The sequence below is a fragment of the Aquibacillus rhizosphaerae genome (assembly GCF_030282825.1).
In the GTDB taxonomy this organism is placed as follows: domain Bacteria; phylum Bacillota; class Bacilli; order Bacillales; family Amphibacillaceae; genus Aquibacillus_C; species Aquibacillus_C rhizosphaerae.
This window is the reverse complement of record NZ_JASTZU010000012.1, coordinates 1-19,615: the sequence shown is the minus strand read 5'-3', so window position 1 is coordinate 19,615 and position 19,615 is coordinate 1. Positions and strand designations below refer to the sequence as shown.

The 19,615-nt window shown below is 36.5% G+C and carries 14 protein-coding genes; 6 read left to right on the top strand and 8 right to left on the bottom strand.

Features of this window, described 5'->3' with window-relative positions:
- Positions 1–107: 107 nt before the first annotated feature.
- On the bottom strand, positions 108–551 hold the full coding sequence (locus tag QQS35_RS01820; protein ID WP_285930057.1) for an IDEAL domain-containing protein: 444 nt from the start codon (positions 549–551) through the stop codon (positions 108–110).
- Between the two features lie 738 nt (positions 552–1,289).
- On the opposite strand from QQS35_RS01820, the gene QQS35_RS01815 reads away from it, so the two are divergent.
- Positions 1,290–2,327, top strand: a complete 1,038-nt coding sequence (locus tag QQS35_RS01815) for an aromatic acid exporter family protein (RefSeq protein ID WP_285930056.1) — start codon at positions 1,290–1,292, stop codon at positions 2,325–2,327.
- 52 nt (positions 2,328–2,379) lie between these two features.
- Here the strand turns inward: QQS35_RS01815 and QQS35_RS01810 are convergent, their stop codons facing one another.
- Positions 2,380–3,285 (bottom strand): hypothetical protein, encoded by a 906-nt coding sequence (locus QQS35_RS01810; protein WP_285930055.1) that lies wholly within the window; start codon positions 3,283–3,285, stop codon positions 2,380–2,382.
- 171 nt (positions 3,286–3,456) lie between these two features.
- Between QQS35_RS01810 and pxpB the strand changes: the two genes are divergently transcribed.
- The 4 genes from pxpB to QQS35_RS01790 all read left to right on the top strand — a co-directional run bounded on the left by pxpB (position 3,457) and on the right by QQS35_RS01790 (position 8,081).
- A complete protein-coding gene (gene pxpB / locus QQS35_RS01805; protein WP_285930054.1) occupies positions 3,457–4,164 on the top strand; it encodes a 5-oxoprolinase subunit PxpB in 708 nt (235 codons plus the stop codon).
- Entirely contained in the window at positions 4,146–5,129 is a 984-nt protein-coding gene (locus QQS35_RS01800) for a 5-oxoprolinase subunit C family protein (protein WP_285930053.1), read from the top strand. Before pxpB ends, QQS35_RS01800 begins: the two co-directional genes overlap by 19 nt.
- Positions 5,111–5,869 (top strand): LamB/YcsF family protein, encoded by a 759-nt coding sequence (locus tag QQS35_RS01795; protein WP_285930052.1) that lies wholly within the window; start codon positions 5,111–5,113, stop codon positions 5,867–5,869. The genes QQS35_RS01800 and QQS35_RS01795 overlap by 19 nt, the downstream gene beginning before the upstream one ends.
- A gap of 1,561 nt (positions 5,870–7,430) precedes the next feature.
- Positions 7,431–8,081 carry a hypothetical protein gene (locus QQS35_RS01790; protein WP_285930051.1) on the top strand — a complete coding sequence of 217 codons (651 nt, stop codon included), beginning with the start codon at positions 7,431–7,433 and terminating at the stop codon, positions 8,079–8,081.
- Between the two features lie 39 nt (positions 8,082–8,120).
- Here the strand turns inward: QQS35_RS01790 and QQS35_RS01785 are convergent, their stop codons facing one another.
- From QQS35_RS01785 to ggt, 4 genes are all read right to left on the bottom strand, one after another.
- On the bottom strand, positions 8,121–8,921 hold the full coding sequence (locus tag QQS35_RS01785) for a SurA N-terminal domain-containing protein (protein ID WP_285930050.1): 801 nt from the start codon (positions 8,919–8,921) through the stop codon (positions 8,121–8,123).
- A gap of 326 nt (positions 8,922–9,247) precedes the next feature.
- Complete coding sequence (locus QQS35_RS01780; RefSeq protein ID WP_285930049.1) at positions 9,248–9,778, bottom strand: chromate transporter; 531 nt, start codon at positions 9,776–9,778, stop codon at positions 9,248–9,250.
- Positions 9,775–10,347: a chromate transporter gene (locus QQS35_RS01775; RefSeq protein ID WP_285930048.1), complete on the bottom strand. Its 573-nt coding sequence runs from the start codon at positions 10,345–10,347 to the stop codon at positions 9,775–9,777. The genes QQS35_RS01780 and QQS35_RS01775 overlap by 4 nt, the downstream gene beginning before the upstream one ends.
- 20 nt (positions 10,348–10,367) lie before the next feature.
- Complete coding sequence (ggt, locus tag QQS35_RS01770; protein ID WP_285930047.1) at positions 10,368–11,987, bottom strand: gamma-glutamyltransferase; 1,620 nt, start codon at positions 11,985–11,987, stop codon at positions 10,368–10,370.
- A 374-nt stretch (positions 11,988–12,361) separates the two neighbouring features.
- Here ggt and QQS35_RS01765 point away from each other — a divergent pair, with 374 nt between their 5' ends.
- Positions 12,362–12,811, top strand: coding sequence for an Lrp/AsnC family transcriptional regulator (locus QQS35_RS01765; RefSeq protein ID WP_285930046.1), 450 nt, complete (start codon positions 12,362–12,364; stop codon positions 12,809–12,811).
- A 176-nt stretch (positions 12,812–12,987) separates the two neighbouring features.
- On the opposite strand, the gene QQS35_RS01760 is transcribed toward QQS35_RS01765, so the two are convergent.
- Both QQS35_RS01760 and QQS35_RS01755 read right to left on the bottom strand, forming a co-directional pair.
- On the bottom strand, positions 12,988–17,757 hold the full coding sequence (locus QQS35_RS01760; RefSeq protein ID WP_285930045.1) for a family 43 glycosylhydrolase: 4,770 nt from the start codon (positions 17,755–17,757) through the stop codon (positions 12,988–12,990).
- An 894-nt stretch (positions 17,758–18,651) separates the two neighbouring features.
- Positions 18,652–19,615 (bottom strand): Ig-like domain-containing protein (locus QQS35_RS01755; protein ID WP_285930044.1); only part of this gene is annotated, 964 nt, incomplete at its 5' end.

Here is a 19,615-nt window from a genome sequence, read left to right as displayed (position 1 = left end):
TTTTTGCATACCGTTACCTACTTCACTTACTAATTATGCCATGCAAAACAACAGAAACCCTTGGCTTCTGTTGTTTTGCACAACCAGCTCTTCTAACTTTGGAATGATCACATTTCTTTTAGTTTATCCGTATAATCAATAAATTGTTGATGATTTCTTTCCTTAAGCGCTAGATCAATAAGCCGCTTAATATTTTCCTTTTCTAACTCAATGATTACTTGATCAATTTTTTCGTCTTTAATTGGTGTTTTATCACCATTTAAATAAGGATGGATGATGGATTTTAAATGAGTCATAAAGTCGTTCAACTTCAATAATTCGGATAAAGCGACACGACTATACTCTTTGCCTTTCTGGAAAACAAAAACATCTTGATCATTTTCCACTTTTTGCGTTTGCCTGTTTATTCGAATTTCCCGAGACTCTAGTGGGACGAATTGATACACTTTGTCGTCTAACGACAAGGAAAAATATTGATATGCTAGCACCACTCTAATAACGTCTGCTTCTTCTTTTACATAATATGGTTTCAACATCTTAACAGAAAGCATCCCGACACCCCCTTTAGGCTAATCAATCGACTACCAATTCCTAATGAAAATGAAGCACTTTTTACAACTACCTCTTACTTGAACATACGATACAACTATTTATTTCATGACTGAGTAACAAGTGATATTAATGTATTATATGATATGACTTCCCTCAAAGTTAATACTTTTTTTGTTTTTATTAGTATTTAATTATATATTAACAGATTATGTTAGCGTTTACATAATTATTTAACTTAAAAGTTTTCTTTGTTTAATTTTAAATAAAGTTATTTCTAAAAGTTTATGAAGTAACTGCTATGGTGATTTCCTAAATAGTTCGTTAGATTAGTGATTCGTCCATCACTTCGGAAATACACTACGCTTTCCGTGGGCTCGCGCTGAGCCTCCTCGATAGCAGCTTTCCTTGTCTATGGGAACAGCGAATGTTTCCGATTCGGCGAGTAATAGCAGTCCTGCGAGCTTAAGGTCCACTTAGAAGCGCTTTTCTTAAAAGTTAGCTGAACCGTTCCCATGGAAAGCGGAGTATTCTGCCAAAACGGAGTAATACCACTCAAGACTCATTGCAACGGAAAAGAAGTTCACAAAAGTTAAGAGTACTAAGTGAAAACTTTCTATCAAGTTAGACGGCTGTACAGTAACAATATTTACGAAATAAGTCTAATTCAAAAATAATTTGTTCTTTCCATAGAATGTTCGTTATAATTTAAGGGTAGTATGCATAGAGGGTGGACCTAAATGATAAAAAAATTACGTTTCAAATTTATTGGTAGTAGAATTGTTAAAACAGGCTTGGCTGTATTTTTAACTTCATTGATTTGCCAAGCATTAGATTGGCCTGCCGTTTTTGCGGTAATTACTGCCATTGTCACCATTGAACCTACTGTTTCAGATTCTATTAAAAAAGGAATCGTTCGATTTCCTGCATCTGCAATTGGATCAGCTTATGCAGTGCTTTTCATTTTTTTATTCGGGAACTCCCCCATTACATATACGGGCGCAGCATTGTTTACCATCATTACATGTTTCAAATTAAGATTACATGCAGGTTTACTTGTGGCTACATTAACCTCGGTAGCAATGATTGAGGTTATTCACGGTAATTTCCTCTTTTCATTTTTCATCCGTCTTGGGACAACAACAATTGGTTTAATTATTTCCACGCTAGTAAATATGTTTGTACTACCACCCAACTACTCCAAAAGGATTTTAACAAATATCGATCGCCTTCTACAAACGACTGGAGAAGAGCTTGAAGTCATCACGCACCACCTGTTTCAAAATAAAGATAATGGACAAAACAATCCATTAGTGATTAAACAGACATTTACACGACTAAAAAAAGAATTGGATCATAACGACATGCTCGTCCGGTTTCAAAAAGAAGAAGCGAAATATCATAAGTTAGATAACGCGACAAAGAAACTATTCGAAGACGAGCAAGACAAATTGTCTTCCTTACGCCTAATTCATTATCATATCGGTAACTTAATCAATACTCCATTGGATACGGTGAATTGGAGCAAGCAAGAGAGTGATCAACTGATAGACGCTGTTGATGCGTTAGTCGATGCAATGAAATATCCTGATCATTTTTCATTAAAAAATCACCAACAACAAGTACACGGATTAATGGAACATTTTTGGCGAAGTAAAAAAAGTGAGGGAAAGCGACAAGAAAGTAATTCAACAACTTTTTTCAGTGCAGAAATTATCATTTTATATGAACTATTATCCATTTTTAATTTGGTAGAAGCAATCATTAATGATTCTTAACAAAGGTAATTGGTATAAAAAATGAGCGGTCATCAAATGGTCCGCTCATTTTTTATGGATAGAATTGTTCAATCTGCTTCTCACCTTCAATCGTAAACCAATCACGAGAATGTACAGCAATTAATTCCTTACTTTTTTTTGTTTCAAAAATATACACGACATCCTCTGTTGCAATTTCCTTCGTATCTACGTGACTAATTTCCACATCTTTGGTTTTATAGTATTCGATAATTTGCTCCAGAGATAGCTTAAATGATTGCTCATGCGAGCTAAACACATTTTCAAACGAATTAATTTTCCATTGATTCTGTTCCCATAAAGCGGTCACCATTACTTTGCTACCACTATTTATTTCATTTGCAGGACGATAGGCATGAAATTGAACACGGTCATCTGACTGCTCAATTTCTGCGGATAGATCCGGTTTCATTGTACCTTGAAGAGGCCCTGGGGCATCACAATAACAAAAAAAGGCCTCCATATTTTCAATAATAGTATTTGTAACAAATGCATCTGTAAAAAAAGGAGTGACAATCGGTCGTACTTCCTTTTCAAATTGACTTTCAGAGGGTATTATCTCATCCATAGACTCATACCAACCATTCGTCTCGATTGTATCGACCACTTCGCGATGAACCTCATCTAAATGATCCGTCAGTTCCACTAACTCTTGTCTGGTTATCTTTGGCGGTGTATCCTTACTTTTATCTGTATTAGATTTTAACTCTGCTTCATCTGTTTCGATGGAGCTCTTGTCTGTATTAGATCTTATCTCTGCTTCATTTGTTTCGGTAGAACTCTTGTCTGTATTAGATCTTAAATCTGCTTCATCTGTTTCGATGGAGCTCTTGTCTGTATTAGACCTTAACTCTGCTTCATTTGTTTCGATGGAACTCCCACATGCGACTAAAAGCAACAAAGTCCATACTCCTAGTAGTGTTAAACAATTGCGAAACATCATTCTCCCCCTCAAAGCTTATATCTTCAAGCATCTCCAAAATCTATTAATCTCATACTTTCATTCTATTAAAAATAGACCTATTTAGAACAAATTTTCTAATCGTATTATTTACTATTCCCCTATTGGATACGGTAAAATAAAAACAAGTATAGAAATGGAGTGTTTGCTATGAACAACGTTACTTACTCAGCTTTAAATGAAACAGCAATTACCGTGCATTTCGGAAACGAAATACACACGGAGACAAATGCTAAAGTTCATCAATTAGCTAGAAAACTATTAGAAGACCCTTTCAATGGATTCATTGAAGCAGTTCCAACTTATACGACATTAACGATTTATTATGAACCACTGGTAATGGAGAAATTCCCGTTTAACAAACTTTGTGTCATGCTGAAGGCTTATATAAAAGAACTTGATCAACAACAGACTAACTCGAAAACCGTCCGAATTCCTGTTTGTTATCTAGATCCATTCGCTCTAGACTTAGAAGAAGTTGCAAAAGTAAATCACTTATCGCAAGAAGAAGTAATCGAACTACACACTGCACCTACTTATCCTGTTTATTTCTTAGGTTTTTCACCAGGATTTCCTTTTTTAGGTGGAATGAATACTAAAATTTCTACACCACGAAAACAATCACCTCGGAAAAAAATAGAAGCCGGATCTGTAGGTATTGCTGGTAATCAAACAGGTATTTATCCTAGTTCCACACCTGGTGGATGGCAAATTATCGGCCGGACTCCAATTCCCCTCCTACAATTACATAAAAAGCAACCAACATTATTGCAAGCTGGTGACAGAGTCCAATTTTATTCGATTACAAAACAAGAGTTTGATAGGTTGGAGGGGAAACAATGGCAATTCGAATCATAGAAGAAGGATTACAGACTACTATACAGGACTTAGGGAGATTTGGATTTCAATCACTCGGTTTCTCAACAAACGGAGCCATTGATTCCAAAGCCATGAGACTAGCAAACATCCTACTAGGCAATGATGATAATGAAGCTGTTATTGAAATGAGTTTCATTGGTCCGAGTATTAGCTTCGAATCAGATATGGTGATCGCTTTAACAGGGGCAAATATGTCTCCAAAAATAAATGGTAAACCTGTGTTGATGAATAAGGTACTAGCCGTTCATGCTGGAGATTCGTTACAACTTCGAACTGGCCGAAATGGCCTTCATACCTATTTATCTGTGAAAGGTGGATTCAACATACCACCATTTTTAAACAGTAAGAGTACTGCCTTAAACGTACAAGTAGGTGGATACGAAGGGCGCACATTAAAAGCTGGAGATATAATTCCTATTCATACCCCAATTAAAAGTTCTAACTTCAATTGGGGTTTAGGTTCCACAATCGTTCGTTACTTAAACATGGAGAAGCCTGTCATTCATTTTATAGAAGGGCAACAATATCACTGGTTCACGGATAAATCGATTAAAGACTTTGAATCTGAAATTTTTTATACTACAACCCAATCTAATCGAATGGGTTACCGTTTAACAGGAGCAAAGCTCAAACTAAAAACGAAACAAAACTTAATTACGGAGGCTACTACATTTGGAACAATCCAAGTACCAGCAAATGGACAACCAATTGTGCTTATGGCTGACAGCCAACCAACTGGTGGATACCCGAAAATAGGCCAAGTGATTCAAGCGGATATTCCAAAACTGAGTCAACTATTACCTAGTCAAGGATTCATATTTAAAAAATGCTCGTTGGAAGAAGCCCAGGCATTATTATATAAAAAAGAACAAGAATTAAACAGCTTACGCGCTGCCACTCAATTAAAATGGGAGGAATGGAACGTATGTACACCATCGATTTAAATTGCGATATCGGAGAGGGTTATGGTAACTACCAGCTTGGAAATGATCAAGAAATAGTTAAATATATTACCTCGGCTAATATCGCTTGTGGATTTCATGCTGGTGACCCTGCAACAATGGATGCAACAGTTAAACTAGCCATCAAACATAATGTTCGAATTGGCGCACATCCCGGTCTTCCCGATTTAAATGGATTTGGCAGACGTATCATGCATATAACTGCAAAGGAAGCTTACCAACTAATCACGTATCAAGTTGGAGCGTTATTCGGTTTTGTCAAAGTGAACAATAGTAACCTTTATCATGTTAAACCGCACGGTGCTTTGTATAACCTTGCAGCAAATGACCAAGAAATTGCGGAGGCAATAGCACAGGCTATTTACGATATTGATTCAGACTTAACTTTATTTGGTTTATCACATAGTCATCTAACCAAAGCCGGGGAAAAGTTAGGATTAAAAGTGGCTCATGAGGTTTTCGCTGATCGTTCCTATCAAGAAGATGGAACGCTAACTCCAAGAACAGTAACCGGTGCCCTCCTTACAAACGATGAACAAGCGATGAATCAGGTTATCCAAATGATAAAGACAGGCACAGCAACAACGATGCAAGGAAATAAAATTTCTATAAAGGCTGACACGATTTGTCTTCATGGAGATAGTCCAAATACACTACCATTTGTTCAACAGCTACATAATCGTTTTAAAAAAGAAGAAATTAACCTCTTAACAAATTCCTAGACTAATAAATCAATTAAAAGAAATTCGAGATAGTTGTGGATTCCTTTCAGTTGGACCTGCATAGCTTATAGGGAGCCGTAACAATCCAAAGGGTATTAGTTTAGATCTTCTCAATACGAATCAGAAGGAGTCCACCACTATAAATATTGTGGTGGACTCCTTCTACATACAATGCACGATTCATTTTGTACTTTTTAATAATCTTTTTCTTTGCCTATACCCTTTCCACAAAAACGAGGTAATTTAAGGAGCAAATCCATAAAATGTTAGGATGAAAATAAACAATGATACATAACTTACTCCCATTAATACGGCTAGCCAAACTATGTACATAACAATTTTTATCAAAATCCTATCATACCGACTTTGAGCTAATTTAAATAGCTTGTAAGCAATAATCAAAAATGTAGGAATAATGAATAAATATGAAAATACACTAACCCAATCGTTAAGACTCCTGAAACCATTATCTAAAACAGGGCCATCGTATAGATGATATTTATTTGAAATGTTAATAATTCCGGAAATAAATATGATCGACAATAAAGAGAAATAGGTCAGAACGGTAAATTTGACAGCTTTTCTTTCTCCTTTTAGAGCTAGATATATAAGAAATATAAAGACAATCAGAACAATTATTTTAAACATAATGTCACCTCGGGTAATCTATAATTTATTTCCCATCATTACTTTCGTTAAAGCTGTTTTCTAAAAGGTTGTTTATGACAGATAATATATAAAGTCTGCACTAAGTATTCTTTACATTTGTAAAATTCTTTTTTGTTTGAATGGTGATAGAGTTGTAATACTTCGTTCCGGCAGAATACTCCGCTTTCCACGGCACGGCTTCAGCTAACTCAGAAGAAGATCGCTTCTGAGTGGATCTTCAACTCGTGGGACTGCGATTACTCGCCCCACCCTAAAACATTCGCTGTTCCCGTAGGACAAGGAAAGCTACTTGAATCCACATCGCACGATGAAAATCGATTTATATTTTCGAGGAGTCTGCGCATTCTGCCTTCACTAATATAGTTTCAAACTAAATCTAAGAGTTACATTCTAATAACAAATCTACATTTCAGGGAGAAACTATTTCGTGTTTTTTTAAATAAATCATACTAGCGAAGGAAATTCACGGAGACTCCTACGGGAAAAGCGAAGACGATGAGACCCCACAGAGAGCGTTCTTTTCGAGCGAGGAGACTCAGCGCAAGCCCGTGGAAAGCGTAGTGAATTTCCGCAGTTCCTGTCTATATGGCATTTTTAAAAGAAAATATATCGCGTTAGAATTAGTGCAAACTTTCTATCAAGTTCGACGGCTATAATGCAACAATGGTTACGAAAAGAACTTTTTTAAACAAAACATATTTGGAAAAACTCTACATTTATTTTAACATAAATATCCATTTTGTTATTATTTAGTAGTTACATCGGATTCAACAAATTTTAAGGCAGCTAAAAGTAGTTCCTATTTAGATTAAATAGTGCATAAGACAAACTATTTCCTTCATACAATAAAACAAATGAACTGTAACTACAAATTGAATGGGAGGGGTAGCGATTGGTAACTTTCAGGTTTTTAAACGTAAACCAAATAACCTCCTATTTTGTTGATGATGTAAATCACGAAACTGCTAAAAAAAGAAGTGCTGCCATTCAAAACCGAAACACGATAAGATTTCAAATAGAAGAAGCTAATGGAAAATATTTTTTAATTAGTGGATTTAAATTTTACGATGCGGCTAAACACTTACATGAAAACCGACCACTTCCTTGTATCATTTCTGAGGATAAGAGTAGTACGGAACTAGATCGTCTGCTAAAAGTATTAAAACAAGGTATGGACAGAGAAGCTACTAGTTGGCGATTTAAATATAATTTGATTCAAGTGCTAACGAAGGAGTTTTCTATCGATTGTTCAGAAATGGCAAAACAACTTGATAAAAAAGTAAGCGAAATTAGTAAATATAAGCTGGAAGCATCTATTCCAGATCAATACAAAGAAAGAGCCATAAAGACGAATACTTCAGATTTAATCAATGAGATACACTTACATCCAGCTATCCCCGATGATCATAAAGAAGAATATTTCCAGTTAGCACTAAGTGGTAACTTAACCTTGCTACAATTTTACTTAGCTGCATATTGCTATAACTTGGATTATTATAGTCTATATGCTCATCCATTTGGGTTGTATCGGATTGTGTATTAACATAAAAAACCAGGTCCTGTTCGGACCTGGTTTTAAACGTTATGACAAGTGGTTAGTAACCTCTGCATCTTCACGAAGTTTTTCAACAAGTGTTTGATACGCTTGGTTTTGTTTTTGACTTTTAACTTGTTGTTCTAATTGTGGTTTCATTTCATCAAAAGATGGAACTTCTGCTGCTTCTCCATCTTGTCCACCCATCTGTTCTTGCTGAGCTTTATATTGGTCATACAATTGTTGCAACTCTTCTTCTGACGGGTCGATATCACCAGATTCATTTGCAATTAATTGATCTAATTTCACTTGTGTTGATACTTGTGACATTACCTCTTCTTCACTCATGCCTTGTTCTTCCAGTGCAGCTAGGAATTCATCCTTAGATTCAAGACCATTTTGTTCAGCTAATTCTACTAATGTGTCATTAATATCTCCTTTTGAAGCCTCTATACCACTGTTATCCGCTTCTTGGATAAGTAGTTTCTGTCCGATTAAACTTTCTGCAATCTGTGTTTTTAATTGATCCTGGTCAAGCTGTTGGCCAGACATTTGGGATTGCATTGCAGCTTGTTGGAATTGCCCAACATACGCAGATTCAAATTCTTCTTTTAATATTTCTTCACCATTTACTTCCGCAACAACTTCAGGAACACCTTCTAAATCAGGTTCTGGTGCCTCAGTTGCAGCTTCGCCTTCCGTGCCTTCAGTTTCTTCTGCACTTTCAGTTGTTTCTTCCTCTTGTTGGTCTGCATTGTTTTCTTCTGTTGCTTCATCCTCACCGCCGCAGGCAGCTAATAAAGATACCAGAACAACTAGGATTAAACTTAAAAATGATTTTTTTCTCAAAAAAATTCTCCTTCCGCATATGTTGCTTAATTTTGTAACATATCCATAATGGTTGTAAACCATGACTTATCTTTCATCATCTACATATTAAATAGTTACTTTTTTTGTTACTTTTTCATTTAAACATAAGGCTTGTTTCGTTTCAACCTTTTCATTTCCACATATAAAACCGTTTTCCTGTTATAACAGTCTTCCTTCGATGTTTTTACATTTTAATTACAACATTTCCACAGAATTGCCACAATTGAAGACTTATTTTCATGACAATAAACATTATATAAGTCTGTATCAAGGTATCCTTGAATACAGGCCTGGCAAATCAATTTTCATCCTAAAAATACCGCTCCGTACACTAAAGAAGCCACAATTACAAAAGCAGGATGAACCTTTAATCTCTCCATTAAAATAAAACTAACAATAGCGATGGCTAGCATTTGCCAAATACCTGAATCGATATAAGACGTTTGAAAGAAACTAAACGCCATAACTCCAAGCAAAATAGCGATAGTTGGTCTAATTAATGTAGTCATTCGTTTAACCTTTGGCGAGTCTTTAAATCTCATCAAAATCCGTAATAATACAATCATTAAAATTAATGAAGGAGCTACTGTTGCGAAAACACCAATAATCGCTCCTAAAATCCCACCTTGTTCAAATCCAATATATCCGGCCATTTTCGTCGCAATCGGACCTGGTAACGCATTAGCCATTGCTAACATCTCACTAAAGTCATTTACCGACATCCATCCGAATCGATCAACAACTTCCTTCTCTACTAACGGAATCGATGCCGGTCCTCCGCCATACCCAACGATTCCAGGAATGAAAAAAGCTATAAATATCTCCCAATATATCATGAAGACTGCCCTTCTTTCTGCTTATCTGTACCTTCTTTTTTATCCGGTTTCACTAATGCATAAATCAACAATATAGCAATTAAAATACCAGGGTGTATTCCTGCCCACTCAATTAGAAGTAACGAAGCAATCGCTAATATAATCGTAATTATCCAACCTAGTGCTCCTTGTGCTTTTTTCAAAAAGTCATACGTTAATACTGCTAACATGACACCGACTACTGGTACAACCGCTTGAGTCATCCCATTCACCCATGGTTGATTACTCATGGAAGATAAAAAAGTTAGCAAAATAATCATAATAAAAATTGTCGGTACAATCGTTGCAAGTACAGCATTAATCATGCCTACGATTCCAGATACCCGGTATCCAATATACCCTGCCATTTTTGTTGCAATCGGACCTGGTAATGAATTACCTAAAGCTAGTATGTTAGCAAACTCTTCATCGTCCATCCATTTATATTTTTCAACTACTTCCTTCTGAACGAGTGGAATAGATGATGGTCCACCACCATAACCAAGCATTCCAACTCGAAAAAAGGCTAAGAAAATATTCCATTGTTTCATTATTATCAATTCCTTTAAAATTAATAGGAGGCAATTGTTCCATCTGTACGAGATTCAGTTCCGCCATACAAAGTTCCAGTTTGATTGTCACGCCAAATGATTTGACCTCTGCCGAATGTATATTTATCTAGTATGACCTCTACTTCGTGCCCCATGCGTTCCAAAGCTCTTGAAATATCAACTGGAAAATGAGGTTCAACGAGGATACGCTTTTCTTCGACCCACTGCCACCTTGGTGCGTCTAATGCCGCTTGTGGATTTAAATGAAAATCTACCGCATTCATAATTACTTGCATATGGCCTTGTGGTTGCATGAATCCACCCATTACACCAAACGGTCCTATTGCCTCCTTATTCTTTGTTAAAAACCCCGGAATAATCGTATGATACGTTCTTTTTCCACCAGCCAAGGCATTTTCATGATTTGGATCAAGCGAAAAGTTTTTCCCGCGATTTTGTAAAGCAATACCCGTACCAGGAACCACGATACCTGATCCAAAATCATGGTAGTTACTTTGGATAAAGGAGACCATGTTACCTTCTGAATCAGCAGTCGCTAAATAAACGGTACCACCTTGTGGAGGAGTGCCAGGTTTAGGTGTTAATGCTTTATCACCAATTAACTGACGACGTTCTGCTGCATAATCGTCTGACAAGAGATTCTCTACTTGCTCTGACATGAATTTTTCATCGGTAATATACTTTTTTCCATCAGTAAATGCTAGTTTCATAGACTCGATTTGTTTATGGTATGTATCAACCGATTCTTTTTGATCAAATTGGAATCCCTTTACTGTGTTTAATGCAAGAAGCGCAATCAGCCCTTGGCCATTTGGCGGAATCTCCCACACATCATAGCCACGATAGTTTACTGAGATTGGTTTAACCCATTCCGGTTGATAGTTAGCTAGGTCTTGCTTCGTAAGATAACCATTATACTGTTTTGAGGATTGAGCTATTTTATCTGCAATTTCACCTCTGTAGAAAGACTCGGCTTTCGTTTCAGCAATGGAAAGCAATGTTTTAGCATGAACAGGTGACTTCCAAATCTCACCTACTTGTGGACTTCTTCCTTCTGGTGCAAATGTGTTAAACCATTGTTCAAATTCTTTCCCTTGGAACTCTTTTTTGTATTTATTAAATAATTTGTTCCAGTAATATCCTAAGGTTGGGGATATCGGATAGCCACTTTCCGCATAATCAATGGCTGGTTGTAATGTTTCGGCTAAAGATAGCTTTCCAAACCGTTCTGACAACGCTGCCCATGCTGAAGGAGCACCCGGAACCGTAACTGGGGTCCAGCCATACAATGGAATCTCTTCATGTCCGCTTTTTTTAACCTTTTCAATTGAAATATCTTTTGGAGCAGGTCCACTAGCGTTTAACCCGTGCAGTTCACCTTTTGTCCAAACAAGCGCAAATGCATCACTACCAATTCCATTAGAAGTTGGTTCCACAACCGTTAACGTAGCAGCTGTTGCAATAGCTGCATCAATGGCATTTCCGCCTTTTTTTAATATATCTAATCCAGCTTGAGCAGCTAATGGTTGTGATGTTGCAACCATGCCTCGGTTAGCTACCGTAGTCATTCGTTGCGAAGGATAAGGATAAGCTAACGGATCAAATGATAAATTCAACATTTTCAATCTCCCCCTAAGTAATAATTTCAATCATTTTTAAAGCTAAACTAGAAAAGCAGTTTGTTTTAGTGGTATTAATCCTGTACTTTGTGTTTATCTTAGATTAAGCATGGACTCAAGGGCTAGGCGCTTTCCTTTTATAATCAAATTGTTAATAAAACACGCATCTATTCGTTATATTAATATTCAAGAGGCAATATTTATATTCGTTTGTTAATAAAATTAATAAAATTTGTTAACAAATGGTATAATATACTTCATTATATCTGAACAATAATATAAAATAAAGAAAAAGAACTAATTATAAACATCTATGTTTAATAGAAGCTACTATCACCGAGTTAAATCGATAAATATAGAAAGTAGGGAAAAGTATGAAACTTGATGAAATAGATAATAAAATACTGGAATTACTAGTTGAGGATGGAAGGCTTTCCTATACAGATATAGGTAAAGAATTAGATCTATCACGTGTTGCTGTCCGTTCGCGTGTCAATCAATTAACGGACGAAGGCATTATCGAAAAGTTCACCTGTGTCGTTAACAGCGAGAAAGTCGGCAAAAGCGTATCTGCTTTTTTTGAGGTCGATTGTGAGCCTTCCTACTTAGTCGAAGTTGCAGAAAACTTAGTAAATCATGCCGCTGTTGCAAGTTGTTATCAAATGACAGGCCCAAGTACACTCCATATGCATGTGCTCGTTAACGATTTTACTCAACTAGAAAGTTTCATCAATGAGGAGTTATATGCATTGAAGGGCATTACGCGTGTTGAGAGTCATATTTTATTACGTCGATTCAAGAGTCGTAGTGGCTTAAAATTATAACTATGTATTTAATCCATTTCACACAACCAATTGAATCAAAATGTTTCGTTGTTGATGACTGGATCATGTAATTATAAAAGACGAAAATCTGCGTGGGTGGACGCTGGAACTAGACATCTCTTAGCTCTTAAAAAAACTAGCTTTCAAGTATAATACTTGAAAGCTAGCTCATTTTATTACATATTCATTTTTCTTTTCCTAGCATACAGAACTGTTAAACCACTAACTGCTAGTAAAATCATTCCTATTAATAAATAGTTAAATAGATTCGTAGCGGTATCTGGTAGTTTTTCATCTTTCCCTGAAGTTCCATCACCATTTTGATTATCTTTACCGGCTGAAACACCTTCACCATCTGTATTATCCTGACTATCTTCACCGTCTTGCCCATTTTCACCATCTGCGCCATCCTCGCCATCTTTACCGTCTTGTCCATCTGACCCATCTGAGCCATCTTCACCATCTTGGCCGCCTTCTCCAGGAGTTTGTTCAGCCTCTACAAACACACCGTATGTGGAGAAGTGTGAAACAGCTATGGTTATGGTTTGATTTTCTTCGTCTATGTTTCCACCACGCTCTTCCCATGTTTGAGTATCTTCATTGTAATAATAGATTGCTACACCAGCTGCATCTCCACCTTCGTCATAACCCATTACTAATGAAAAATCACTATTTGGTGCTTTTGAACCTTCTGGAAATTCAAATGTAAAGGTTAAATTGTCGCCAGATGGTACGAGCCCATCATAGTTTGTTTCTTCTACATCTTTTATTTCTACTTTTAGTTTCGTTCCTACTGGTAAGTCTGCTGGCATAGTTATTTTCGCATTTGTGCCAGAAATGGTATAAGTCTTACCTGCTGCTACTTCTTGTAAATCTTGGCCGGGTATTATTTCTATTGGTTCTTCCCCATTACTTTGATCTTGAACAGTTACTTCTGTAGTAGCAGTAAATCCACCATCTTCCGTAGTAACAGTGATTACTGTTAAACCTTCCTCTATTGCTGTTACTGTCCCGCCATCACTAACTTTTGCAACATTTTCATCATTACTTGTCCATATAACATTTTTGTTTGTTGCATTTTCAGGGGTGACGTTTGCTGTAAACTGCGTTGTTTCACCTTCAGTTAACGTTACATCTTCTTGACTAACAGTTACACCGGTTACGTCAACTTCTGTACCAGGAATATACACTGGTTCAGTAATACCTTCTAAAGTCGGTTGTACTTGTTTAATAGTTCCATCTTCGTTAAAATTCATTTCATCAATTATTACTTCTCGGTTAAATCCGTTACCATCAGGAATTGCATGACGATGATAAACAATATAATAGTCATCTGTATTTGGTACATTTAATACCGAGTGATGACCTGGTCCTTTAATACCTTGATCTAAATCTTTACTCAAAATTACTTCATGCTTTTTCCAAGGTCCGTATGGAGAGTCCCCTGTTGCATACGCAACTTGATAATCCTCATCTCTTGTATCATTTTCTGACCACATTAAGTAGTATGTTCCATTGCGTTTAAATACAACGGCACCTTCTCTGAAATTGGCTGGAGTCATATTCTCTGGTTCTTCGGCAAGCGAAATCATATCTTTATTCAATTTGGCTCCCCAAAGAGATCCATTGCCCCAGTATAAATAGGACTCGCCATCATCATCTGTGAATACATACGGGTCAATCGCTTGTCCCGAATATTGTCCTCTTGGAATGAGCGGTTCACCTAACGGATCCTCAAACCCACTTGTAGGAGATGAAGATTTCGTTACACCTATCTGTTGATTGGCAGAGGAATAGTGATAAAAATATCCATCTTTTTCAGCAAATCCTGGTGCCCAAGCATTTCCAGTCGCCCACTCGACATCATCAGTAGCAAGGTCAACAATTACACCATGATCTTCCCAGTTTATTAAATCCTTTGATGAAAAGGCTTTGAATTGTGTCCCAGACCAACTTTCAAATCCGTCTGTTGTTGGATACATATAATAAGTATCACCATGAACATAGATTTGTGGGTCGGCATAGAGACCAGGTAATGTTCCTTCAGGATACATTTCCACACTAACAGTCCATTGTTGTTTGTTCCCCTCTTCATCAGTAACTGTGTACGTGACAGGATTAGTAAAGTCCTGTGCTTCACCTGATGCTGGGTTTACAGTTGAACCAGGTAACACATCTATTGTTGGTGTTAAATTTGTCACTTCAGTACCTTTACCTTTAAAGCCAAGTGAAATTGTATTTTCATCTGAATCATATTGGGTTTGCCCTTTTTGTCCTGGTATTTCAAAGCTAACAATTCCTGTTGAAGGTAGTGCCATTTCTTGAACTTCTTCTTCTGAAAGAGCACGGTTAAATACTTTCACATTATCAAAATAACCTTCAAAGTATGAATCCGCCGAATAGAAAGATTTCCCTAGATACGCTAATAAATCTGTACCTAAATCAGACATTGATGTAGTTACATCATTATTTTCATCTAGTAATCTTCCATCTTTATACATCTTCATACTAGTTGGTGTAATGACAAGATTAATATTCATCCACTTATCTTTTATAGAAGAAGTGCTAGATTTCACTTCTTGTTCGTTCTCCCAAGTATTTTCCGTAATAGCATTTCTTATTTCAGTATCTCTAGTTCTTAAGAACATATACCTGTCACTATCTTTCCCTATGGCAAACGTAAAGAAGTTTCCAGATACAGTTTCTGCTTTAATATCCATCGAAATGGATACGGTATCTCTTCCATCGAAGAAACCTTGTGGGAAAGCTGCAAATGTATTGTCCGTACCGTCCAAATATAATACTTGTGAATCTTTTTCTTCATCCGCAACATAAGCTGCATTCCCATTTAAAGTTCCATCATTTTCATTTCCTGAATCGTCTTCAATAGTTTCCTCTGAACTTGTTTTATCAAAGTTATACTCTAAAATTGGTTCTTCTTGTTCTGGATCAACAGGATTTGGTGTATCCAACTCTCCCCATTCAGCCTGGATTGCCTCATATTCTTCTTGTGTAACAGTTAGGACAGATCCATGTCTCTTTCTATTCGTGCCTAGAGAGCCAGAAGCTATTTCAAATTCATCTACTGAAAGATCAGATAAAATTAACGGAAGATATCCTTCCCCTGTTGAATATTGATCGACCATTAGATTCCACTCATCTCGATCATTAAATTTAAAAATTAATGGACCTTCTACTGCGTTACCTCTGATCTCATCCCAAGTAAATGCACCAACCTCCGTCCAATCACCTAATAATGTATCAGTTTTTTCTATTGTTATTTGACCATCAGCTGAGTAACGATAATACATACCATCATCTTCTATAATCGTTGTATCAATAATATGTCGATCTGATCGGTCAATAAATATTTGTGGTTCAGTAAATGTGTAGAAATCTCTTGTCTTCACATAGTAAACATCCTGAAGACTAAGATCGCCATTTTCATCTACCAATCTAGAAGCGAAAAATACAATATATTCACCAGTCTCTTCATCATATATTGCTTCTGGAGCCCAAACACATCCAGCATTTGGTAAGCCTACTTCAACCTTTCGTGGTTCAGACCAATTTACTAAATCCGTTGATTCCCATACAATAATTGACTTACTACCTGATCTTTGCGCTACATCCCAACCTTTACCACTTGCGATTCTTAAATCGGTCGCTATAAGGTAGAATTTGTCGCCTTCAGGTGAACGTAAAATGTAAGGATCCCGAACCCCTTTCTCCCCTATGTCAGATGTCAATACCGGAGACCCTTGATTTAAATCTTCCCAATTTAAACCATCTTCACTGCCCGCAAAATAAATCTGCTCTCCATTTGAGCTTTCGCCAGTGAAATGTGTCATTAAATATGCATCATAGTCCTCTTCTTCTTCTGCTGCTTTTGCTTTTACAATAAGCGGAATTTCCTTTGTTTCACTCATATCTTTATACGTAATTGTAGCTGTTACTGTCACTTGTGTATCTGAATCCTGTCTTATTACCACACCCGCTGGAATTTCACCATTAGGTCCAGTTGCTTCATCCATAACGATTGATGGCTCAGATGACACCCAAGCAAAGGTTACACCATCGTCATTACTTGTAGGCAACGTAATGTTACCTCGAACATCATTTGCATTTGGAATTTCCAGGTTATCGACTGCGTTTTGAAAGATCTCTTCATCAGTTAGTTCAGATAATCCAGCGTTCTGTCTAACCTCTTTTTCTGATAATGTATAGTTGTACACTTTAAAATCAGCTAATTGACCAGTAAATGCTGGATCAGGTGTGTACAACGATCTCCCAATATATCCAATAAAGTCCTCTGCATCTACACCGTTTGAAAGTATATCCGTAACAGAGTATGTATGAGGAAGTGTTCCTACAGGTTCTCCATTAATGTAAATTGATATATTTCCATCCGCAAATGTAGCTGTGAATGTACTATATTCTCCTGATTGGAGTGTAGCATCTTGGAACAGCAGTTCATCTGCATCATCTTTAATCCCGAAACGAACAGTTCCATCACCCTGTTTCGGGTTTAAAAAGACATAATTATTTACATTGGGATATTCTGCTTCTTTTGTTCCTAGAGTATAAAGCCAGTGGTTAGCGTTCGTGCTTGTACTAAAAGTTGTTTCAATTGAAAATGTTTCATCTTCAATAAGTCCTGATGGTAGTTTTACATATTTGGACTTGTCTCCAGTAAAATTAAGAATGGTATCATCTTGTTCAGTAATGAAATCATCTTCCTCAAAACCAACATATTCTGCATCTAATCCATTACCTGTAACATCCGTTAATTTACCATCAGCTTGTGACATATCATAGTGGGCAATCAAACTACCTTCCATACTTTCACCACTTTCAATTTCATCTGCTAGCATCGATTTTGTCGGAAGTAATGAAAAAAACATTAACACACACATCAATATGGAAATCTGCTTTTTAAACTTCATACCTTTCCCCCTCCTTGATTAGCAACATAAGAACTTGGTTTTGGTTTTGTTTCATTAATAAATATTTGCATCTTGAAAACCACACTTATCTAAAACTAAATCGAACCCTATTGAAAGCGCTTAATTAATTTGAATGCTCTATTGTAGAAATACTGAATTGGACTATTTACAGGCCTCACCTCCTCCAAATAAAAGTCACGAATCAACTATATATATTGAAATTCTTCCTTTAATAAACTAGGAGATAATATAACAGTGGCTATTATGTATGCATTTGAAATTCAAAAGATATTTAAATCTGTTTACGTATATTTTTAGGTGTTTATTCCTGTGGTTTCTAAGAGGGAGAGATAACTAAGGATAAAAAAATGTTTGTGAAACTTTTTCACTTAATTGGATAACTTTCATAATTACATTTTCCTGCAATCAACAACGCAATATTATTGAAGTGACGACAGTCTCTTGGATTAACAATAACTCTAATAAATAGATAGAGTTATAAAAATAATGTAAGCGTTAACAATGCTTCGAATTAATTTAGTTAGAAAAATATTACACTTCTCTTCTATCATAGCAGGAAACTATATTCCTTAAAGTAGATATTTTTTTGAGTATTGTGTGTTATTTATCATTTTTAAAGGATTTATATAAAAATGTGATTCGTTTATAAACTATTCTTATTAATATTTATCTGAGTCAAATTCATAATTACCTTATTCGGTCATCTATGGCAATATATAGTTTGGAAATGATTTCATCCAACTATATATTGCCATAGATGACAACAAGATTGGTATTATGAATTTGATTAATCTACTAAGTATTTCTTATATCTTCGCCAATACAAAAAAGTAAGCTTCCAAGTCATTAAACTTGGAAGCCACTACTTTACTCTTACTTCATATTCATTTTTCTTTTTCTAGCATACAACGCTGTTAAGCCACCGGCTACTAGTAAAATCATACCTATTAATAGGTAGTTAAATAGATTGGTTGCTGTATTTGGTAGTTTTTCATCTTTTCCTGAAGCTTCATCACCATCTTGATTATCATCTCCGGCTTGATCACCTGCACCATCTTGGCCATCTTCTCCGGCTTCACCATCTGTGCCGTCTTGGCCGTCTTCACCAGGTTGGCCATCTTCACCGTCTTGACCGTCTTCACCGGGTTGACCGTCTCCACCGTCTTGATCGTCATCTGGTGTTTCAACAAATACACCATACGTAGAGAAGTGTGGAACTGCTAACATTATGACTTGATTTTCTTCATCTACTTCACCACCACGAAGCTCCCACTTATCCTCGGCTTCGTTATAGTAGTAGATTGCTAGTTGTTCCGTATCAGCACCGGTATCATAACCTAATGTTAATTGGAAACTTTCACTTGGTTCTGTGGATCCTTCGGGATATTCAAACGTAAACGTTAACTGTTCACCTGATGGTGTTAAGCCTTCGTAATTCGTTTCTTCAATATCTTTCGTGTCCACTTTCATTTTTGTTCCTACTGGTAAATCTGCTGGCATCGTTACTTTTGCACTTGTACCTGTAACCGTATATGTTTCACCTGCTTCTACCTCTTGTGAATCTCCACCTAATGTTAATTCATTCCTATCATCACCTGGTGTAGTATCAGTTGCTTCTTCTACAGTTACTTCGCTAGTTGCCATATGACCGCCGTCAGCTGTAGTCACTGTAATGAATGCAGTACCAGCTTTAACTGCAGTTACGTTACCACTTTCATCGACAGTTGCTACTTCTTCATTACTGCTAACCCATGCGACTGCTTTATTAACTGCTGTATCCGGAATTACCGTTGCTGTTAACTGACTTGATTCACCTTCAGTCAATTCTACGGTTTCC

Bases quoted from the DNA above. Each gene is read 5' to 3' on its own strand.
- QQS35_RS01820 (WP_285930057.1), bottom strand. From the start codon at position 551: ATGCTTTCTGTTAAGATGTTGAAACCATATTATGTAAAAGAAGAAGCA.
- QQS35_RS01815 (WP_285930056.1), top strand. From the start codon at position 1,290: ATGATAAAAAAATTACGTTTCAAATTTATTGGTAGTAGAATTGTTAAA.
- QQS35_RS01810 (WP_285930055.1), bottom strand. From the start codon at position 3,285: ATGTTTCGCAATTGTTTAACACTACTAGGAGTATGGACTTTGTTGCTT.
- pxpB (WP_285930054.1), top strand. From the start codon at position 3,457: ATGAACAACGTTACTTACTCAGCTTTAAATGAAACAGCAATTACCGTG.
- QQS35_RS01800 (WP_285930053.1), top strand. From the start codon at position 4,146: ATGGCAATTCGAATCATAGAAGAAGGATTACAGACTACTATACAGGAC.
- QQS35_RS01795 (WP_285930052.1), top strand. From the start codon at position 5,111: ATGTACACCATCGATTTAAATTGCGATATCGGAGAGGGTTATGGTAAC.
- QQS35_RS01780 (WP_285930049.1), bottom strand. From the start codon at position 9,778: ATGATATATTGGGAGATATTTATAGCTTTTTTCATTCCTGGAATCGTT.
- QQS35_RS01775 (WP_285930048.1), bottom strand. From the start codon at position 10,347: ATGAAACAATGGAATATTTTCTTAGCCTTTTTTCGAGTTGGAATGCTT.
- ggt (WP_285930047.1), bottom strand. From the start codon at position 11,987: ATGTTGAATTTATCATTTGATCCGTTAGCTTATCCTTATCCTTCGCAA.
- QQS35_RS01765 (WP_285930046.1), top strand. From the start codon at position 12,362: ATGAAACTTGATGAAATAGATAATAAAATACTGGAATTACTAGTTGAG.
- QQS35_RS01760 (WP_285930045.1), bottom strand. From the start codon at position 17,757: ATGAAGTTTAAAAAGCAGATTTCCATATTGATGTGTGTGTTAATGTTT.